The sequence below is a fragment of the Neokomagataea anthophila genome, from assembly GCF_018122595.1.
GTDB classification, from domain to species: Bacteria; Pseudomonadota; Alphaproteobacteria; order Acetobacterales; family Acetobacteraceae; genus Gluconobacter; species Gluconobacter anthophilus.
In genome coordinates this window covers 39,454-56,840 of sequence record NZ_JAGRQH010000006.1, presented here as the reverse complement: position 1 = coordinate 56,840, position 17,387 = coordinate 39,454, and the positions used below count along the sequence as shown (strand labels likewise).

General features: G+C 53.9%; 15 protein-coding genes. 7 read left to right on the top strand and 8 right to left on the bottom strand.

The genetic code is table 11. The features are described from left to right. Positions 1-136: 136 nt before the first annotated feature. On the top strand, positions 137-1,834 hold the full coding sequence (locus KB213_RS09115; RefSeq protein WP_211682488.1) for an alpha-keto acid decarboxylase family protein: 1,698 nt from the start codon (positions 137-139) through the stop codon (positions 1,832-1,834). A 49-nt stretch (positions 1,835-1,883) separates the two neighbouring features. On the opposite strand, the gene KB213_RS09110 is transcribed toward KB213_RS09115, so the two are convergent. Both KB213_RS09110 and pstS read right to left on the bottom strand, forming a co-directional pair. Continuing rightward, positions 1,884-2,369, bottom strand: a complete 486-nt coding sequence (locus tag KB213_RS09110; protein WP_211682396.1) for a hypothetical protein — start codon at positions 2,367-2,369, stop codon at positions 1,884-1,886. Positions 2,370-2,449: 80 nt separating this feature from the next. Then, complete coding sequence (gene pstS / locus KB213_RS09105; RefSeq protein ID WP_211682393.1) at positions 2,450-3,457, bottom strand: phosphate ABC transporter substrate-binding protein PstS; 1,008 nt, start codon at positions 3,455-3,457, stop codon at positions 2,450-2,452. Positions 3,458-3,785: 328 nt separating this feature from the next. Between pstS and KB213_RS09100 the strand changes: the two genes are divergently transcribed. Together KB213_RS09100 and KB213_RS09095 are read left to right on the top strand one after the other, a co-directional pair. Beyond that, on the top strand, positions 3,786-5,471 hold the full coding sequence (locus KB213_RS09100) for a hypothetical protein (protein WP_249110436.1): 1,686 nt from the start codon (positions 3,786-3,788) through the stop codon (positions 5,469-5,471). A gap of 241 nt (positions 5,472-5,712) precedes the next feature. Continuing rightward, complete coding sequence (locus tag KB213_RS09095; RefSeq protein WP_211682391.1) at positions 5,713-7,038, top strand: UDP-glucose dehydrogenase family protein; 1,326 nt, start codon at positions 5,713-5,715, stop codon at positions 7,036-7,038. Here KB213_RS09095 and KB213_RS09090 read toward each other — a convergent pair. After that, complete coding sequence (locus KB213_RS09090) at positions 7,014-8,471, bottom strand: sugar porter family MFS transporter (protein ID WP_211682389.1); 1,458 nt, start codon at positions 8,469-8,471, stop codon at positions 7,014-7,016. The genes KB213_RS09095 and KB213_RS09090 overlap by 25 nt on opposite strands. A 202-nt stretch (positions 8,472-8,673) precedes the next feature. Between KB213_RS09090 and KB213_RS09085 the strand changes: the two genes are divergently transcribed. Beyond that, entirely contained in the window at positions 8,674-9,921 is a 1,248-nt protein-coding gene (locus tag KB213_RS09085; protein WP_211682387.1) for an MFS transporter, read from the top strand. A gap of 85 nt (positions 9,922-10,006) precedes the next feature. Further along, a complete protein-coding gene (locus KB213_RS09080) occupies positions 10,007-11,221 on the top strand; it encodes a cation:proton antiporter (protein WP_211682385.1) in 1,215 nt (404 codons plus the stop codon). 64 nt (positions 11,222-11,285) lie between these two features. Here KB213_RS09080 and KB213_RS09075 read toward each other — a convergent pair whose 3' ends face one another. Next, positions 11,286-11,639 carry a hypothetical protein gene (locus tag KB213_RS09075; protein ID WP_211682383.1) on the bottom strand — a complete coding sequence of 118 codons (354 nt, stop codon included), beginning with the start codon at positions 11,637-11,639 and terminating at the stop codon, positions 11,286-11,288. Continuing rightward, complete coding sequence (locus KB213_RS09070) at positions 11,611-11,766, bottom strand: hypothetical protein (protein ID WP_211682381.1); 156 nt, start codon at positions 11,764-11,766, stop codon at positions 11,611-11,613. The genes KB213_RS09075 and KB213_RS09070 overlap by 29 nt, the downstream gene beginning before the upstream one ends. A gap of 191 nt (positions 11,767-11,957) precedes the next feature. Between KB213_RS09070 and KB213_RS09065 the strand changes: the two genes are divergently transcribed. Further along, positions 11,958-12,284, top strand: coding sequence for a zinc ribbon domain-containing protein YjdM (locus KB213_RS09065; RefSeq protein WP_211682378.1), 327 nt, complete (start codon positions 11,958-11,960; stop codon positions 12,282-12,284). A 191-nt stretch (positions 12,285-12,475) separates the two neighbouring features. Here KB213_RS09065 and cysC read toward each other — a convergent pair whose 3' ends face one another. From cysC to KB213_RS09050, 3 genes are all read right to left on the bottom strand, one after another. Next, on the bottom strand, positions 12,476-14,356 hold the full coding sequence (cysC, locus tag KB213_RS09060; protein ID WP_211682376.1) for an adenylyl-sulfate kinase: 1,881 nt from the start codon (positions 14,354-14,356) through the stop codon (positions 12,476-12,478). 2 nt (positions 14,357-14,358) lie between these two features. Next, the gene (gene cysD / locus KB213_RS09055) at positions 14,359-15,153 is read right to left on the bottom strand and encodes a sulfate adenylyltransferase subunit CysD (RefSeq protein ID WP_068171978.1); all 795 of its coding nucleotides are present in this window, start codon (positions 15,151-15,153) and stop codon (positions 14,359-14,361) included. A gap of 69 nt (positions 15,154-15,222) precedes the next feature. Beyond that, entirely contained in the window at positions 15,223-15,903 is a 681-nt protein-coding gene (locus KB213_RS09050) for a phosphoadenylyl-sulfate reductase (protein ID WP_211682484.1), read from the bottom strand. Positions 15,904-16,148: 245 nt separating this feature from the next. Here KB213_RS09050 and KB213_RS09045 point away from each other — a divergent pair, with 245 nt between their 5' ends. Further along, the gene (locus tag KB213_RS09045) at positions 16,149-17,342 is read left to right on the top strand and encodes a hypothetical protein (RefSeq protein ID WP_211682374.1); all 1,194 of its coding nucleotides are present in this window, start codon (positions 16,149-16,151) and stop codon (positions 17,340-17,342) included. The last annotated feature ends 45 nt before the right edge of the window (positions 17,343-17,387 follow it).

Sequence of the window (17,387 nt, the reverse complement as noted above, 5' to 3'; positions counted from 1 at the left end):
CCCTTCATTTTCAACCCCGCGCAGATGGCGCCGCCGATCCTGACGGCTTGTCGCGCTTCCCCGCCGTGTCGCCCGCCGGAACATGCTTGTCATGTTTTACGGCTACGCCCGCGCGGTCAATGAGGCACTGAAGATTATGACGTTCACCGTCGGACATTACCTCGCCGAACGACTGACCCAAATCGGGCTCAAGCATCACTTCGCTGTTGCCGGGGACTATAACCTGGTGCTGCTCGACCAACTGATCGAGCACGGCGGTACGGAACAAATCTATAGCTGTAACGAGCTAAACTGCAGCTTCTCTGCTGAAGGCTATGCGCGTTCCAACGGTGCAGCCTGCGCCATCGTGACCTTCAGCGTCGGCGCAATTTCTGCCATGAACGGCATCGGCGGCGCTTACGCTGAGAACCTGCCCGTTATCCTTGTTTCCGGCGCGCCAAACACCAATGATCACGGTTCCGGCCACGTTCTTCACCACACAATCGGCCTGACAGATTACTCCTATCAGCGCGAGATGGTGCGGCACGTTACCGTTGCAGCTGAAATCATCGTTTCTCCCGAAAATGCACCGGCACAGATCGACCACGTCATCCGCACGGCCCTACGCGAGAAGAAACCTGCCTACCTTGAAATTGCCTGCAACATCGCAGCATCCCCTTGCGTACGCCCCGGCCCAATTTCGGCACTTTTCTCTGGCCAACCCGTTGATGACACCAGCCTGAACGCCGCTCTAGATGCCAGCTTGGCGTTCCTCGAAAAACGCGAGAAGGTGGTCATTCTGGTCGGCAACAAACTCAAATCAGCCGAAGCACTCGAAGAAACCGTCACACTGGCAGAACGCCTCGGCTGCGCCGTCACCGTAATGAGCGCAGCAAAGGGCCTCTTCTCAGAAGCACACCCTCTATACCGAGGCGTCTATTGGGGCGAAGTCAGCAGCGAAGGCACTGAGAAGATTGTTGAAGGCGCAGATGGCGTCATCACACTCGGCCCCGTCTGGAATGATTACGCATCGGTCGGCTGGCGCAAACTGATCCGTGGCGAAAACGTCATCGAAGTGAACCCAGAGAGTGTCACTGTCGATAACCAACAATTCGCCAGCGTCCCACTCAAAGCCTTTGTCAGCGCTTTGGCCGCAAAAGCACCATCCAAGCCCGCTTCAGCCAAAGATTCTTATACACCTCTGACAATTGCCCCTGCCGCACCAGACGCCAAGCTGACCAACGATGAACTGACACGTCAGATCAACGCCCTGGTCGATGGTGACACCACGCTCTTTGCTGAAACAGGCGATTCTTGGTTCAACGCAACACGCATGACCCTGCCAGAAGGCGCACGCGTCGAATCTGAAATGCAATGGGGCCATATCGGCTGGAGTGTTCCATCCGTCTTCGGTAGTGCTGTTGCTGCACCGGAGCGCAAACATGTGCTTATGGTTGGCGATGGTTCTTTCCAACTGACGGCTCAGGAAGTCGCTCAGATGATCCGTTACGAAGTGCCGGTCATCATCTTCCTGATCAATAATTTTGGCTATGTCATCGAAATCAAAATCCATGACGGGCCATATAACTACATCCAAAACTGGAACTACGCGAAGCTGATGGATGCCTTCAATGGCGGCACCGGCGCAGAAGACGGTTCACTGCGCGGTGGAAAGGCCCTCGGCCTGACAGCCACAACAGGCGCCGAGCTTAAAGCCGCGATCGCAGAAGCTCAAAAACATACACGCGGCCCAACCCTCATTGAGTGCCGTCTGGACCGTGCCGATTGTTCAAAAGAGCTCGTGGAATGGGGCAAGCAAGTCGCCAAGGCAAACTCCCGGAAACCACAAGCCTAACGCCGTATAAACAATCTGATTTCAGTTTTTAGAGCAGCGCCGATGGTCTTTATGACACCATCGGCGCTTTTTCAGCATGACAAGCTGAATCATCACGCTGCAGGCCTTCCAACTGTACGGCATCCAATGCGCTCAGATGCACCTGAATCTGATCATAAATCCGTATAACATTCCCACGGTTATCATAAACATCGATCGGTACACGCCGCGCCCATCCGCTCACACGGATACGCCGCCCTAAATAGCGCCCCTGCACCTGCTCCGGTGTCAGTCCCGCACGCTGCACAACCGCATCTGGAATCTCAATAATAAGCGTTCTCTGGTCCCTGTAATTCTCACGGGAATCCAAAAAGACAGACCCATTTACATGACCTGTCCCGCAGACAGCCATAGTGAACTCCCCCACAACACCATGAGGTTCCATCCGAGCCTCAGCAGCAGCCTCCTCTGAGCTTAATGGCACGCCGTCCGCCAACACGGCATAAGGCCAAAAGAGAGCACTCAAAAATAATGCACAAACTCTGCGCAGAATCACATTCTTCTCCTCCAATACAAAAAAAAGCGGGCCCCTCTCGGAACCCGCTTTTCTAGCAAACACTCAAAGGAAAAGAGTGATTATTGTGGCCAGTGCGCCAATACGCTCTGCTTCACAGAGGCTGGCAAACCAACATATTCAAGGCGAACATTATCAGCATCGCCATGTTCAAAACCAAAGGTGAAGAACTTACGAACAGCCGCGGCATTATCCGCATTTGTTGGATTCGTAGGAACCAGCACAAATGTTGCCGTCACGATTGGCCATGCACCTGCACCTGCCGTATCCAGCAAATTCACCGCATAGTTAGAAGCCCCAGTCCAATCAGCAGATTGTGCTGCTTCGACAAAGCCCTTCAGAGACGGAGCAACAAACTTGCCCGCATGATTGCGGATTTGCGCAATGTTCAGATGATTTTGAGCGGCATAAGAGTATTCAACATACCCAATGCCACCTTCCGTCTGCTTCACCATAGCCGCAATGCCGTCATTACCACGCGCGCCTGAACCGCCCGGCCATGCGATGGACGTACCAGCACCAAGCTTCTGCTTCCACTCAGGAGACACTTGAGACAAATAAGACGTAAAGACAAAGCTCGTGCCCGAACCATCTGCACGGTGCACCGGAGCAACATCCGTATCTGGCAGATCAACGCCTGGGTTCAGAGCTTTAATACGATCATCATTCCAGGTGCTGATCTCACCATCAAACAATGCCGCAATCGTCGGGCCATCAAGATGTAATGAACCCGGCTTTACACCTGGTACGTTAGCAACAACAACGATACCGCTCATCACCGTTGGGAACTGGAACAGATGTTCCTTCGCCAGACGCTCAGCAGCCATCGGCTTATCAGACGCACCGAAATCAACGGTCCGTGCAATAACCTGATCCTGCCCAGCACTTGAACCAACGCTCTGGTAATTAACCGTTACGCCAACTTGGCTTTTCGCAGCCTGGCCCCATGCACCATAAATCGGCGCAGCAAAGCTGGAACCTGCACCTGTGATGTCTGCTGCTTGTGCGGAGAATGCACCAAGCGCTGTCATAGCGGCAAAGCCCAAAAGCGCAATTTTGCTCTTAATCATGGGGACCCCTCGGTCGAACATTTTGAAAACGTGCATCTGTCTAGCCCGGGAGGGTTTTCCACAACAGATGCAGTTCCATGATAGTTTCATGACAAGCTTATGAAATAGTTGTATTTCAGTCACACACAACGATAAAGCATCAGTTTTTTGTCATTTTTAAAAATAATTTCACAGGCGAAATAACCCAGAAAAGTGCGAAAAATGCTCTTTTTGTAATAAATATGTCATATACTTGCCATGAAACCTTCGCGGTGCGCTATTCACGAAATCAGATACTCCGCCGAAAGAACCCGCACCCCTACCCGATGCGAAGGAATCACACGCGGCAATGACACACTCACTCCGCCGGACAAGTACGCTTCTTGCCACTTCTGCCCTAGCTCTTCTGGGCGGCCTAACGCCACGCGCTCATGCAGCTGATCAAATGGAAGTCATGGAGCGCCAGATCCGCGCCATGCAGGCACAGCTGAGCTCAATGAAAAAAGAGCATGCTGAAGAAGTAAAACGTGCACGTGCCGTGCTGGCACATCAGCGTGAAGATGCCGAAAATAACCCTTACGGCACCCGCTCCACTATGATTGGCCAAAACGGCAAAGGTAGCTGGGCTGTCGCACAGCCAACACTGGCACCTGCCCGTACCGCTGGCACGCCGTATGGTGAAATTACCGGCACCCCTGCCGCTCATTCCAGCCTCTATGGCCCCCTGCGCCGTGGCCAAATTCAAGTCGGCGGTGTGCGCATCACGCTGGGTGGCTTTGCTGAAGCCGCTGGAATCTGGCGCTCACGCAACACGGGCTCCGATATCTCCACAGGCTACAACGCCATTCCGTGGGGCAATAGCTCAACTTATAACATGACCGAATTCCACCAGACTGAACGTCAGAGCCGTTTGGCCGCCTTGGTGGAAGGCATGATCACACCGAAACTCGAAGCCGATGGTTACGTCGAAACAGACTTCCAAGGCGCCGGTTCTGCTTCAAACTCCCGTCAATCTAACTCCTACGTTCTACGCTCACGCGTATTCTACGGTGAGTTAAAAGATAAGGCGGACGACCTACAAATTCTTGGTGGTCAAAGCTGGTCCCTCATCACGTTGTACAACAAAGGTCTGTCAGCACGTGATGAGCAAATCCCGCTCACCATCGAAGCACAATACGTTCCCGGCTTTAACTGGACGCGTAACAGCCAAGTCCGTATCGTAAAGGGCTTCGATAACAGCCGCTACCACGTTGCTCTGTCGCTGGAAAACCCATCTTCCGTTCCAGCTGGCACACCGCTGCAAAGCAACGTCACATACCGTGTCACCGGCACAAACGTGAACAATCCGGACACATGGTACGCTACAGATATTGCGCCTGACGTCATTACTAAATTTGCAGCTGATCCAGGCTGGGGTCACTACGAACTCACCGGCTTGCTGCGCTTCTTCCACGACCGCGTCAGCGCAACTGGTGCAGGCCAGAACCATACTACCATCGCAGGTGGCGGTGGCGGCGGTATGATCCTGCCAATCATCGACAAAAAGCTGTATTTCCAAGCGTCTGGCTTAGCGGGCGTTGGCTTGGGCCGTTACGGCACGTCCAATATCCCCGACTTCACCTTCAGCCCAACAGGCGCACCAAAGGCTCTGCCTGAAGCGAATATCCTGTTCGGCGTTTACGGAAACCCAACAAAAGCTCTTAAGCTTTACGGTTATGCCGGTGCAGAACGCGTAACATCACGTGAAGCCTTCACATCTGGCGGTAAGGCTTACGGTTATGGCAGCCCACTCGCCAACATGACAGGCTGCAACACCGAAATGTCTACCCTCTGTGCAGCAAGCAGCAACGTGCGTACAGTTGCTCAAGCCACCGCAGGTTTCTGGTATGACTACATGAAGGGTGACTACGGTACAGTGCGTATCGGTGGTCAGTACTCTTACACCTATGTCGACTCATTCTCTGGTGTTGGCGGTCGTCCTCACACGGATGACAACATGGTCATGATGTCCCTGCGTTACATGCCGTTCAACTAATAACACGGCATACAGCCCAGCCTCTTTACGGAGAGGTTGGGCCATTTTTTTACAAAAACCTGCTGCCAAACTCAATTCCATCCCAAATTTTCAAAAAGTCTTTTGCTTCTTTTCTCCAAGAAAAAGAAGCTGCCCCTCCGCGACCAATCCCCCCGCAAAAAACCTTAATATTCCCAATGGGTTTCCCCCCATCCATCGGTCGGCTATGGACTAAGAGTAGGACTGACGGAGAGATTTCTTTATGCGTATCGCTATGATCGGCGGCGGTTATGTCGGGCTCGTCTCGGGGGCATGTTTCGCCGAATTCGGTACAGATGTTACCATCGTTGAACGCGACGAAAAGAAACTCGCGGCTTTGCGTGAAGGCCGTATTCCCATTTTTGAACCCGGCCTCGATACAATCGTCGCCAGCAATACCCAAGCCGGCCGCCTAACTTTTGGCAATGACCTCACCAGTGCCATTGCTGACGCTGACGCCGTTTTCATCGCTGTTGGCACACCAACCCGTCGTGGTGACGGCCATGCTGACCTCACCTACGTCTACGCGGCTACGCGCGAAATCGCATTGGCTGCTAAAAAAGACCTCCTAATCGTCACGAAATCGACAGTTCCTGTCGGTACCGGGCGTGAAGTTGCCCGTATTTTGAAGGAGACACGACCAGAACTCTCCTTTGACGTCGCCTCCAACCCGGAATTTCTCCGAGAAGGCAATGCCATTGGGGACTTCATGCGCCCCGATCGCGTTATCATCGGCATCAACCATGATACAGACGATAAAGGCGCCCGCGCCACCGAACTGATGCGCCGTCTTTATCGTCCGCTGTCGCTCATTGAGGCTCCCATTGTCCTGACAGACTTGGAAACAGCCGAGCTCACGAAATATGCCGCTAATGCCTTTTTGGCGATGAAAGTCACCTTCATCAATGAAATGGCTGACCTTTGCGAAAAAGTCGGCGGTAATATTCATGATGTCGCACGCGGCATGGGGTTAGATCAGCGGATTGGAAAACGCTTCTTGAATCCTGGCCCAGGATATGGCGGCTCCTGTTTCCCCAAAGATACCCGCGCCCTCAGCGCCATTGCCAAAGATGCAGGGGCCCCAGCTCAACTCGTCGACACGACCGTCCGCATTAATGAACGCCGCAAAGTGGACATGGCCGAACGGATCATCGCCCGTTCTGGCGGTTCCGTCCGTGGTAAAACCATTGCTGTTCTTGGCCTTACCTTTAAGCCTGATACCGATGACATGCGTGAGGCAGCCTCACTACCCATTATCCAGACTCTGCATGAACAAGGCGCAACCTTGCGTGTCTTTGACCCCGAAGGCATGACCGCCGCTAAACCACTCCTACCGGCAGAACTGCATTATTGCACCGATGCGCTCGATGCCGCTCAGGGAGCCGATGCGTTGGTCGTTTTAACCGAATGGAATATGTTCCGAGCCCTAGACCCGGAACGCTTGAAAGACACTATGCAAGGGCGCGTGATTGTTGACCTTCGCAACATCTGGAGCGCCCGTATCATGCGGGACGCTGGGTTCGATTACAGCTCAGTCGGCCGCCCATGAACATGGTCCGTGCCGGTATTTGGGCTATGCGCCCGAAGCCGGCCGGAATGCCGTGCACGATCAACAGGGGCAAACGTACCATTCCGCAGCCGCGCCTCTAACTCCTCAAGAGAATAACCCTTGGTTTCGGGCACATAACGCAGCACAAACCATACAGCGAACGCATTCACTGCCGCATACAGCCAGAACGTCATATCTGCCCCAAGCTCACGCACGAGGGTCAATGTCGTTAATGAAATCAACAAATCGGCACCCCAATGGCTTCCCGCCACTAAGCTCATGCCCTTGCTCCGGCACGACAGCGGATAAACCTCCGCACCCACGAGCCAAATCGCTACCGACAAGCTGCCAGTATTAAACACCGTATAGCCCATGAGCGATAGCACCATGACCCACGCGCCCCAGCCATGGGTCAAATGCAGCGAGAACATCAACCCCAACACAACAAGCGAAACGGCAGCACCCGGCAGCATACGCAGAATCAACGTCCGACGGCCCCAGCGGTCCACAGCCCAACCACCAAAAAAAGTGGCCCCGACCATAGCCAAACCAACCGCAACAGACGTCAAAAGTGCTGTGGACTCACCAAAACCCGCACCGGCAAAAATGGTTGGTGCATAGTACATAATCGCATTAATGCCCGTGAGTTGGCACAAAAGCGCAATCCCAACCGAGGCAACCAAAGCCGGGCGCACCCATGGTTTCTTGAGCTCAGACCACGGTGCCTGTTTCTCCTGATGGGAAACAATATCATGCAATTCGTCATGCGCGATATCTGATGAACTGCGCACACGCAGCAAGACCTCTAACGCTTCATCATGGCGCCCCTGCATCGCAAGCCAGCGCGGGCTATTGGGCAGAAAAGCCATACCGACAAACAGCACAACTGCTGGCAACATCCCAATGCCAAACATCCAACGCCAACTCGCATGTTGCAGCGCATATCCCGTTAAAAACGAAAAGGTTACGCCCATCACCACCGCAAGCTGGAACGCCACAACCAAGCGCCCACGCCGATGCGCGGGTGAAATCTCCGCAATATAAATCGGCACAATCTGAGAGGCTGCACCAATCGCCAAGCCGAGCACAAGACGCGAGAGGGACAAAACCTGCACGGTCGTCGCAGCGGCTGCACCGATCGTGCCCACGATAAACAAAGCGGCCGCCAGCATGATTGTTTTGCGCCGACCGAACCGATCCGAAATAGGTCCGGCTCCAAGACAACCTACCAATGCACCGAGAATAATCGTCGATGTCACAATCTCTGCACCCAACGTGCTGAGATGAAATTGCGCCCGTATTTGTAGCAAAGCAGAGGAAATGATGCCGGTATCATACCCAAACAACAAACCGCCTGTCGCTGAAATCGTCGCAATAAACGTACTGAGCGAATCTCCACTTAATTTCCGGGAAATATCGAGTGTTTTTGTCATGTTTGAACCCTCCGCCGAGTGGCGAATCACTATCTATGGTGTCATCTTTAGCGCTCCAGATACAGAAATCACCTCACATTTTCGCGCGTAGCACCACCAAAAGACGCCACCAGCCTTTCCCTCTGCCCCGCACTATGATGCACTAGCCCCGCGAACCCATCGGTGCTGATGTACCTGTAAAAGACTAAAGGACACGCACGCCATGCTCCGCATTTTGCAGCGGTCCCCCTGCAAACAACGCCATACACCGCAGCAATTACTGCTTTTTAAACAGCGGGATTATGCCCTCTGGGCAGCCGGGACCTTCGTGTCCAATATTGGCACATGGGTCCAGCGTACGGGGCAAGACTGGCTGGCACTCACGGAGCTTCCCCACCACAGCGCATCCCTTTTGGGAACGGTCATCGCCCTCCAATTTGTCTCACCCATTCTCTTCCTGCCATGGACCGGCACTTTGGCGGACCGCTATGACAGGCGGCGCCTTCTGATCATCACACAGAGCACAATGGCAGTTCTTGCACTGTGCATTGGCGTCCTCACTATCACCCACCACATTGATCGTTGGGGACTATACATCCTCACCTTTCTCTTCGGCACAGCAGCATCATTTGATGCGCCTGTGCGCCAAGTCTTTATTGGGGACCTCGTAGGCGATACAGCCTTGCCTGCAGCAGTATCTTTTAATTCCATTTCGTTTAATGCAGCCCGCTTTATAGGTCCTGCCGTCGGGGGAGCGATCATCAGTGCCACAAGCACAGGCTGGACCTTTCTCATCAACGGCGCTTCATTTTTTGCGGTCCTCGGCTCGTTATTTCTACTGCGCACAAAACGCAACACCAGCCGTTCATCGATCCAAAGCCAACGTTTTTTAGATGGCCTACGCTACGCATGGCGCAAAAACGAACTGCGCTCCACGCTCATTATGCTCGCGCTGATCGGTACTTTTGCGCTGAACATGTCCCTTTTTGTAGCCACCATGGCCGTCCATGTCTTTCACGCCAGTGCAGGGCGTTATGGCCTGCTATCATCCATCATGGCAGTTGGCTCCGTCATCGGAGCAGCACTGAGCGGCTTTAACCAAAAAGACCGCTACCATAGCCTCCTTCTTTCCGCCGGATTGCTCGGCCTGAGTTGTACTGCCGCCGCACTCGCCCCCACTTACTGGCTTTTTGGCATCACCATTATCAGCATCGGCATTGCCGCCTTACTCTTCACCAACACCTCTAATACGCTCATGCAGTTGGCTACAGAACCCGCATATCGTGGCCGTGTCATCGCGCTTCGCATCGGGGTTGTACTCGGAGGAACGCCCATCGGTGCGCCAATCGCCGGATGGGTAGCAGACACATTCGGACCACGATGGGCCATCACCCTCGGCGCTCTCTCCTGCTACCTCGCTCTTGCTGTGGGAATCATGATACGCCCTAAACGGCCATACCTTTCACAATAAAATACAACCTTCCACTCCTATAGTTTGCATATACAGGGAAATTTCTCATAAGCTCGGAGTTCAAACGAGCAACTGGAAAGATTCAATGCATAATGTTGCCGCTCTGATCGCTGATGCTGCCCTATTTGTTCTACTGCCATGGATTCTGTGGCGAGGAACAAAGCGCGCATTACCGATTGCGGTCTTACCTATATTGGTCGGAATACTCATGGCCGTCTGGCATGTGCCAGTAAAAACACTTGGTATTCCATCGACCTATGGAAATGATATCGGATGGGTCGCCGTCCTTGTTCTCGCCTTCACGGCAGGACTGGAAATGTGGCAACAGCCCGCCGGTACGCTTGCCAGCGATGAACTCCCTGCCCCCACTCTTGGGCGCTTGATTGGCGGTGCTTTTGTCGCCTTAGGTGGCCCCTTCATCATTGGTTCCATTTTTGCGCTGACCTACCTACTCCCCTTACCGGGCTGGCACCCACCACACGCAACGCCTCTCATTGCAGCCGCATCCATTGGCTTATGTATTGCTGTCAGTGCCTTACCGGTGTTGATCGGTGTAGTCCGTGAATTAAAACCTGCTCAAAAACCCCTAGGACAATTAGCGCTTAAACTCGCGGTCATTGATGACGCAACGCTGTGGGTTGGCCTTGCTGTACTACAGTTTGCTGCACGCGGTAGCGCTGCCCTCCATGGCTGGACTGGCCTTGAAGGCTTAGCCGTCCTATTGCTCATTGCCTTGGCGGCTGGCGGCAACTGGGCTTCACGCCATCTCCGTAACCCACCATCATGGCTCATCTGGGTGACTGTTCCCGTGTATCTTGCCGCCGGATCATGGGCGAGTATGCAGTTAGGACTTCATGAGTTAATCGGCGCTTATTTTGCTGGCGCGATTATGCCGCCTTCATGGGCACGCCGTCTGCCAATCGCACAAGTTGGCACCTTCTCCTTGATTTGGCTGGCACCAATGTTCTTCGGTCATAGTGGCCTGAAGATTGATGGTGACGCCCTGACGTGGCCATCCGTCGTTGCATCTCTGGCGTTGGTCGCGGTTTCAATCATCACCAAAATTGCCGCTGTCTGCCTTTTCCCTCCCACCAAAGGCCTGACCCTGCGTCAGTCCTTAAGCGTAGGAACACTCTTACAATGTAAGGGGTTAATGGAAATTGTGGCAGCAACCATTTTGCACGCGCAAGGTATGTTGTCAGAATTTGCCTTCGCATCACTAATGATCTTGGCCGTAATTTCCACCACACTCACCGGCCCACTTTTTAGGCTGGTCGCACCCCGTAAGAAAGCAACATAACCCCGCTCTTCTGGAGCAGGTCATTCGCACCTGCTCCAGACACAGCCTTGCTCGCAACGCGTCATCAGTCATCCAAAGACTGATGGTAAATACCCGCTTTCATATTCCGTTCTTGTTCTGGAATACCCGGCACACCTGACATCCGCCGCATATCATCCGTCAGCACCGAACGGTCATAAGGCTCTTGGGACATTTCCATCTCCGCCGTCGGGTCTTGCGGCACCTTCCCCGATGATTGAGTGCCGTAAATTTGTGCGTGCCCGGTAAAAACCAAATAACGATCCAACGTCGCAGCACTGATCCAACGTGCAGGCTTATATCCCAACATTAGCGCGGTTACGGCAAGACAATGCGCCCGCAAATAATCTTCTGGTTTGTGCCCATGCTGCTCAATATAAGGCCGCGTTATAATAATCACGCCCCGTTTTCAGTTCACCGGCTTTCAAGAGCGCCGTCAGCCTAACGCGACGTTGCTCATCCTGAACATTCAGTACCTTCCAATTGATATCTTCCGCGTTGCGTGCAGCTTGATCGTCATCAAACATTTTCTGGAGGACGCTATTATCAGCCGCATAAACCGCCTGATAGGGCAGCGCACACATTAATGCGATTAAGAAACATTTTTTCAGGTGCATCATCATATTCTCAAATGAAAGAGTACCCTTCTTATATGCCTAAATTGTTTCGAAATCGAATATATTGTCTCCCACGCGCTCACCGCTTACACACAACCAGTATGAGCACAACAACACCCGCTTGCCCGCAATGCACCCTTGAAGATAACCACCTTCAAGGCCCTCATCATGTCTGTAATATTTGCGGCTATGAATGGCCTGCAGATATCGCAGAGACAACCCCTGATGAAGACATCATCCGTGATTCAAACGGCACTCCTCTTGCTGATGGGGATACCGTGATGATCATTAAAGATCTCAAAGTGAAAGGGGGATCAAACGCCCTCAAAGTCGGCACAAAAATCAAAAATATTCGCCTACGCAGTGGTGATCATGCTGTTGAAGCTGGCAGCTACATGCTGAAAGCTGAATTTTTACGCAAAGTCTAAAAAGAAATCACCCAACACTAGATCACAAGACTGCGTTGAAAAATGTGGCGCATTTTTCACAATAAAGGCCAGATCACCATGCCACTGGCCTATACATTCATATCTCCACACAAAGCGTGTGGACGTTACCAAAACCACGTTTATGTCAAACACTCAGGGGCACAGAATACACTGTACCCCTGATGTGATTTTTACGGCTGCACGGCCCGCAGCACATAGCCTGTCAGACTACCGCTCGCTTCTTCTTCATTCAAATCCGCAGCCAAACGAAGCTCAGGCTCCAAAGGTGCTTCATACGGAGCAGAAACCCCCGTGAACTCCGCAATCTTCCCCGAACGTGCGGCTGCATAGAGACCCTTCGGGTCCCGCGTTTCACACGTCTCCAATGGCGTATCCACAAAGACCTCGTGGAAACCTTCACCGATGATGTGTCGTGCCTGCTCCCGATCTTCCCGCAATGGGGAGACCAGCGCAACCACCACAACCTGACCACTCTCCGCTAAAATCTTCGCCACATGCGCGGCACGGCGAATATTCTCTCGGCGGTCTTCTGGTGAGAAACCTAAGTCACTGCACAAACCAGCACGCAGCGTATCACCATCCAGAACGGTTGCTTGTACGCCCTGCTCCGTCAAAGCCAACTCAGCAGAACGCGCCACTGTGCTCTTGCCGGAACCGGGCAGACCCGTCAGCCAGAACACTGCACTACGGTGCCCGCGGGCACGCTGTTGTGCCTCAGCAGATACACGGCTTGCCGTCGGATGAATGGCCAAAGCCCCCTCATCCAATTCCGCTCCACCGATCAATGGAGCGCCGCCTACAATACGCTGGAAGCGATCCACCAAAACGCCACGCCCATCACCTAGGCCCGGCGTAAACGCATCAAATAACAGCGCATGTGAGGCCGCAAGCGTGACTTCCGCAAAACCATCAGGCTGAGCCGTATCACCCGGCCCCATGCTTAGATCATCCAGATCCACTACAGCATCAATCGACGCCACGGTGACATCATGCTCTGCTGTAGCTAAACGCAAGGTAAAGCTTTCGCCCACACGCAAAGGCTCCCCACGCAGCCAGAACAGACGCGTGCGCAGCCGTGCCGATTTAATCGGCGCATTCTCGCTCTGCCCGGCAGGGAACAATAAATCCCCACGATCAGGCACCAAGTCTGGCTCTAAACGCAGCGCAATAGACTCACCTGCTCCCGCCACAGAATGCTCCGGCGCATGCCAACGGCACACTTCCGCAACGGTTGCCACTTGCCCCTGCACGCCAATCGCGAGCTTATCGCCTTGACGCACAGTACCCCGCTCAATCCGACCGGCAACATAACGCACACCATCAAAACGATACACATCTTGCACCGGCATACGGAACGGCAACGCCAAACGTGGTGCGGGTGGCTGCACATTCGACAGCGCTTCCACCAGTGTTGGGCCCTTATACCAAGCAGAGCGCTCGGAACGGCTGGCAATATTATCACCATCACGCGCAGAAGCAGGTACCACAGCTTCTACGGAAATTTCCAAACGCCCTAAAAGCTGACGAACATCGCTTTCCGCCTGCACAATCTGCGCTTCATCAAAACCAAGCATATCGGCTTTGTTCAACAGCACGATCACATGACGAATGCCGATCAAACGCAGCAAAAGCGCATGGCGACGCGTCTGTTCTTGCGCGCCTTCCTTGGCATCCACGACGAGCACAGCCGCTTCCGCATCTGCCGCACCCGTAATCATGTTCCGCAGAAACTGACGGTGGCCCGGCGCATCCACAATCACAAACTCACGGCTCCCCAAACGGAACGGAATCCGTGTGGAATCAACCGTCACCCCTTGGTCACGCTCAATCTGCAAGGAGTCCAGCAGGAAGCTCCACTCCACCGCGAGGCCACGCTTGCGGCTGCTCTCCACAATCTGCGCCAGCTTACCGTCTTGCAAACTATCCGTGTCATAGAGCAAACGGCCAATCAGCGTGGACTTGCCATGGTCCACATGCCCCACGATCACAATCGGTGTTGCAGCCGCACGGTAAGCCTGTTCCAGCGTTTGATTCACGATTGTATCACCCATTTTTACAGATACCCCGCCACACGCAGGCGCTCAAACGCGTCTTCTGATTCATGATCCATTGCCCGGCCTGCACGTTCGGATGTCTTGCTGTTTTCCAACTCAGCAATCACTTCCGCCACAGTGGACGCATTGCTCTCAACCGGACTGGTAATGTCTTGGTCACCCAATGAGCGGTAACGCTTGCCACCCTTGGCAAAATACAAATCAACAAGCGGAATATTCTCGCGCTCAATATAGCGCCAAATATCGATCTCACGCCATGATAACAGCGGATGAACACGAATATGCATGCCGTCCTCATACGGCGTCGCATATTGATCCCAGAACTCCGGCGGCTGATTACGCACATCCCAACGATGCCCCGCACCACGCGGGCTAAACACTCGCTCCTTCGCGCGCGTGGCCTGCTCATCACGGCGAATACCCGCGATCACACCACGCAGCTTGTGCTTATCGATCATTTTAGCCAGGCCAGCAGTTTTACGCGCAGCAGAGCGCGCAGCGGGCGGCAGAGATGGGTCAATCTCTTCAACAGGCGGGCAATCACCAAGGATCAAATCCAGATCCCACTTCTTGGCGTATTCTTCACGGAATGCATACATTTCCGGGAACTTCTTCCCCGTATCCACATGCATCACCGGAAAAGGCACACGCCCCATAAAGGCTTTCCGCGCCAACCACACCATCACATTGCTGTCTTTACCCAAAGACCACAGCAAGGAAAGCGGCTTTAATTTCCGATACGCCTCACGCAAAACAAAAATGCTTTGCGCTTCCAACTGGTCAAGATCATCCATAACACGAGGCGTTGCCTGAGATATGCCCGAGGTCATTCTGGTCTCCGTCTGCATGACACCTTCATCCCCTTAACTCGGGCGATGAATGCCACATTCCGTTTTTGCCAGACCAGCCCAACGACCGGCCCGCGCATCCTCACCTTCGCCAATCGCACGCGTACAAGGCGCACAACCGATTGACGTATACCCTTGAGCCACAAGTGGATGACGCGGCAAACCACGCGTACGCATCACCGCTTCCACTCGTTCCGGCCCCCAACCTGCCAACGGGTTAATCTTCACCCGCCCATCAGGCTGTACATCCACAACAGGCAAAGCCGCCCGTGTCTTTGCCTGACTGCGCTTACGCCCCGTCAGCCACAAATCAAACTCCGGAAGAACGCTATCCAGCGGTTCCACTTTCCGCAATGCACAACATGCATCAGGATCAAATGCCGCAAGCTGATCCTGCGGGTCCCTCGTCTGTAATTGCAGCGCGGACGGTCCAATCACGCGCACATCTTGCAAAGACAGCGCCTGCGTCAGCGTATGACGATACGCTAATGTCTCAGCAAAATGTCTTTGCGTGTCCAAGAAAAAAACCGGTATCGACGCATCTCTTTGCGCCACCAAGTCCAGCAACACTGCCGACTCAGCACCAAAAGACGAAATCACCGCCACGCGCCCCCGAAACTCAGCCAGAACACGCACTAAGACATCCTCTTCTGGCGTAGCCAGAAGGGCTTTCAGTTCGGTTGGGGAAAGAGACATAAGCGCCACCCAATCCAACGTCATGCATGGCGAACACCGCAGAGCACGACAATGACTGAGGCAGACATAAGACGTCACACCATCAATTTCAACGATATAATATGGTATTACCGTTTATTTTAGTGATTTTATACAAAAACCTCCCGCCTGACAGCACGGAGCGCTCATGCTAAATTCATTGGACAAAATACTCGGCCACAACCATACCAACTGGCCTCACACGAGCGGTACGCAAGGAGCGTAGGATGACATCCCGCACGACACGCCACATAACAACACACCTGCGGCCTGTTATCCGTCCGCTTATACGCACCTTACTGGTTACAAGCCTCCTCGCCAGCGCTGCATCTTTCCCAGCTTATGCCGCACACATCACCATGTCTGGAGAGGACCTAGACCTTACCGTTCCATGCTCTGGCACCGTGCATATCATTGTGGACCCATCCATGAAGGATGGCGCAACGCTCGACAGCAGCAATGCCACGCAAGTGATGCTCCGAACCGGAAAAGACGAAGCCGAGAGCCGCATCACAGTCTCCACACGCAGTTGTGCTCCTGCTGGCCGCCTGACCATTAGCGTCTCCCCGATTACCGGCATTTCTATCCATGACAGCCACGATACACGCTTCACCATCACTGGAAAGCTTGCATCTTTGGACGCCAGCTTAGATTCCAACGCCTTAACAGCCGACAATATCCAATCACTCGACCTGAGCATGCGCGGCACATCCAGCGTGCATATCGGTACGCTGGACCGTGCTGCCCAAATCGTTGCATCCGGCAATACGAGCTTCACCGCAGACCATGCGAATCTCACGGCCTTTTCCGCACAACTCACAAACAGCGCGACACTCAACGTCGCTCAAGGCACGATTGAAGCCCTTACCCTCGTCACAGCAGATAATGCCTCCGCCGCGTTAGCCAGCAGCGCATCACTCGCCACAATTACCGCTAACGGCACAGGCACTGTTGATGTCGCACAGGTCAATGGACCCGTCGTACGCTCTGGGACGGGCACCGTGCATGTCGGGGATACTCCACCCTCACAAACCGCAATGCCACCAGCGGCGACACCTACGCCTACTCCTCCTCCCGCCAAACCACCACAAACCACTGCCACAGTCACAGCTCCGGCTCCTTCAGCACCCATACCACCAACCGCCACAGCTGCACCGCCGCCAATGGTAGCGCCCCCGGCACCACCACAATCAGCACCAACCGCACCGATAACACCCGCGCCAGCAGCTCCCTCCGGTATGATCACTACATCACCACGCCTGCCTGTAGCGCCAACAGAGCCCACCATCACACCACCGCCCTCCTTGCGCCCTCATGCAGATTTACCACTCCCCAACACTCCCGTTGTCACCCCCCCAGCCCCACAAACTGAGCAGCCCACACCCACTCCAAACATATCCGCAACACCGTCACATAACTGATACAGAGATCACAGAACTTTGACGTGGACCAAAAGGCAAGGTAGG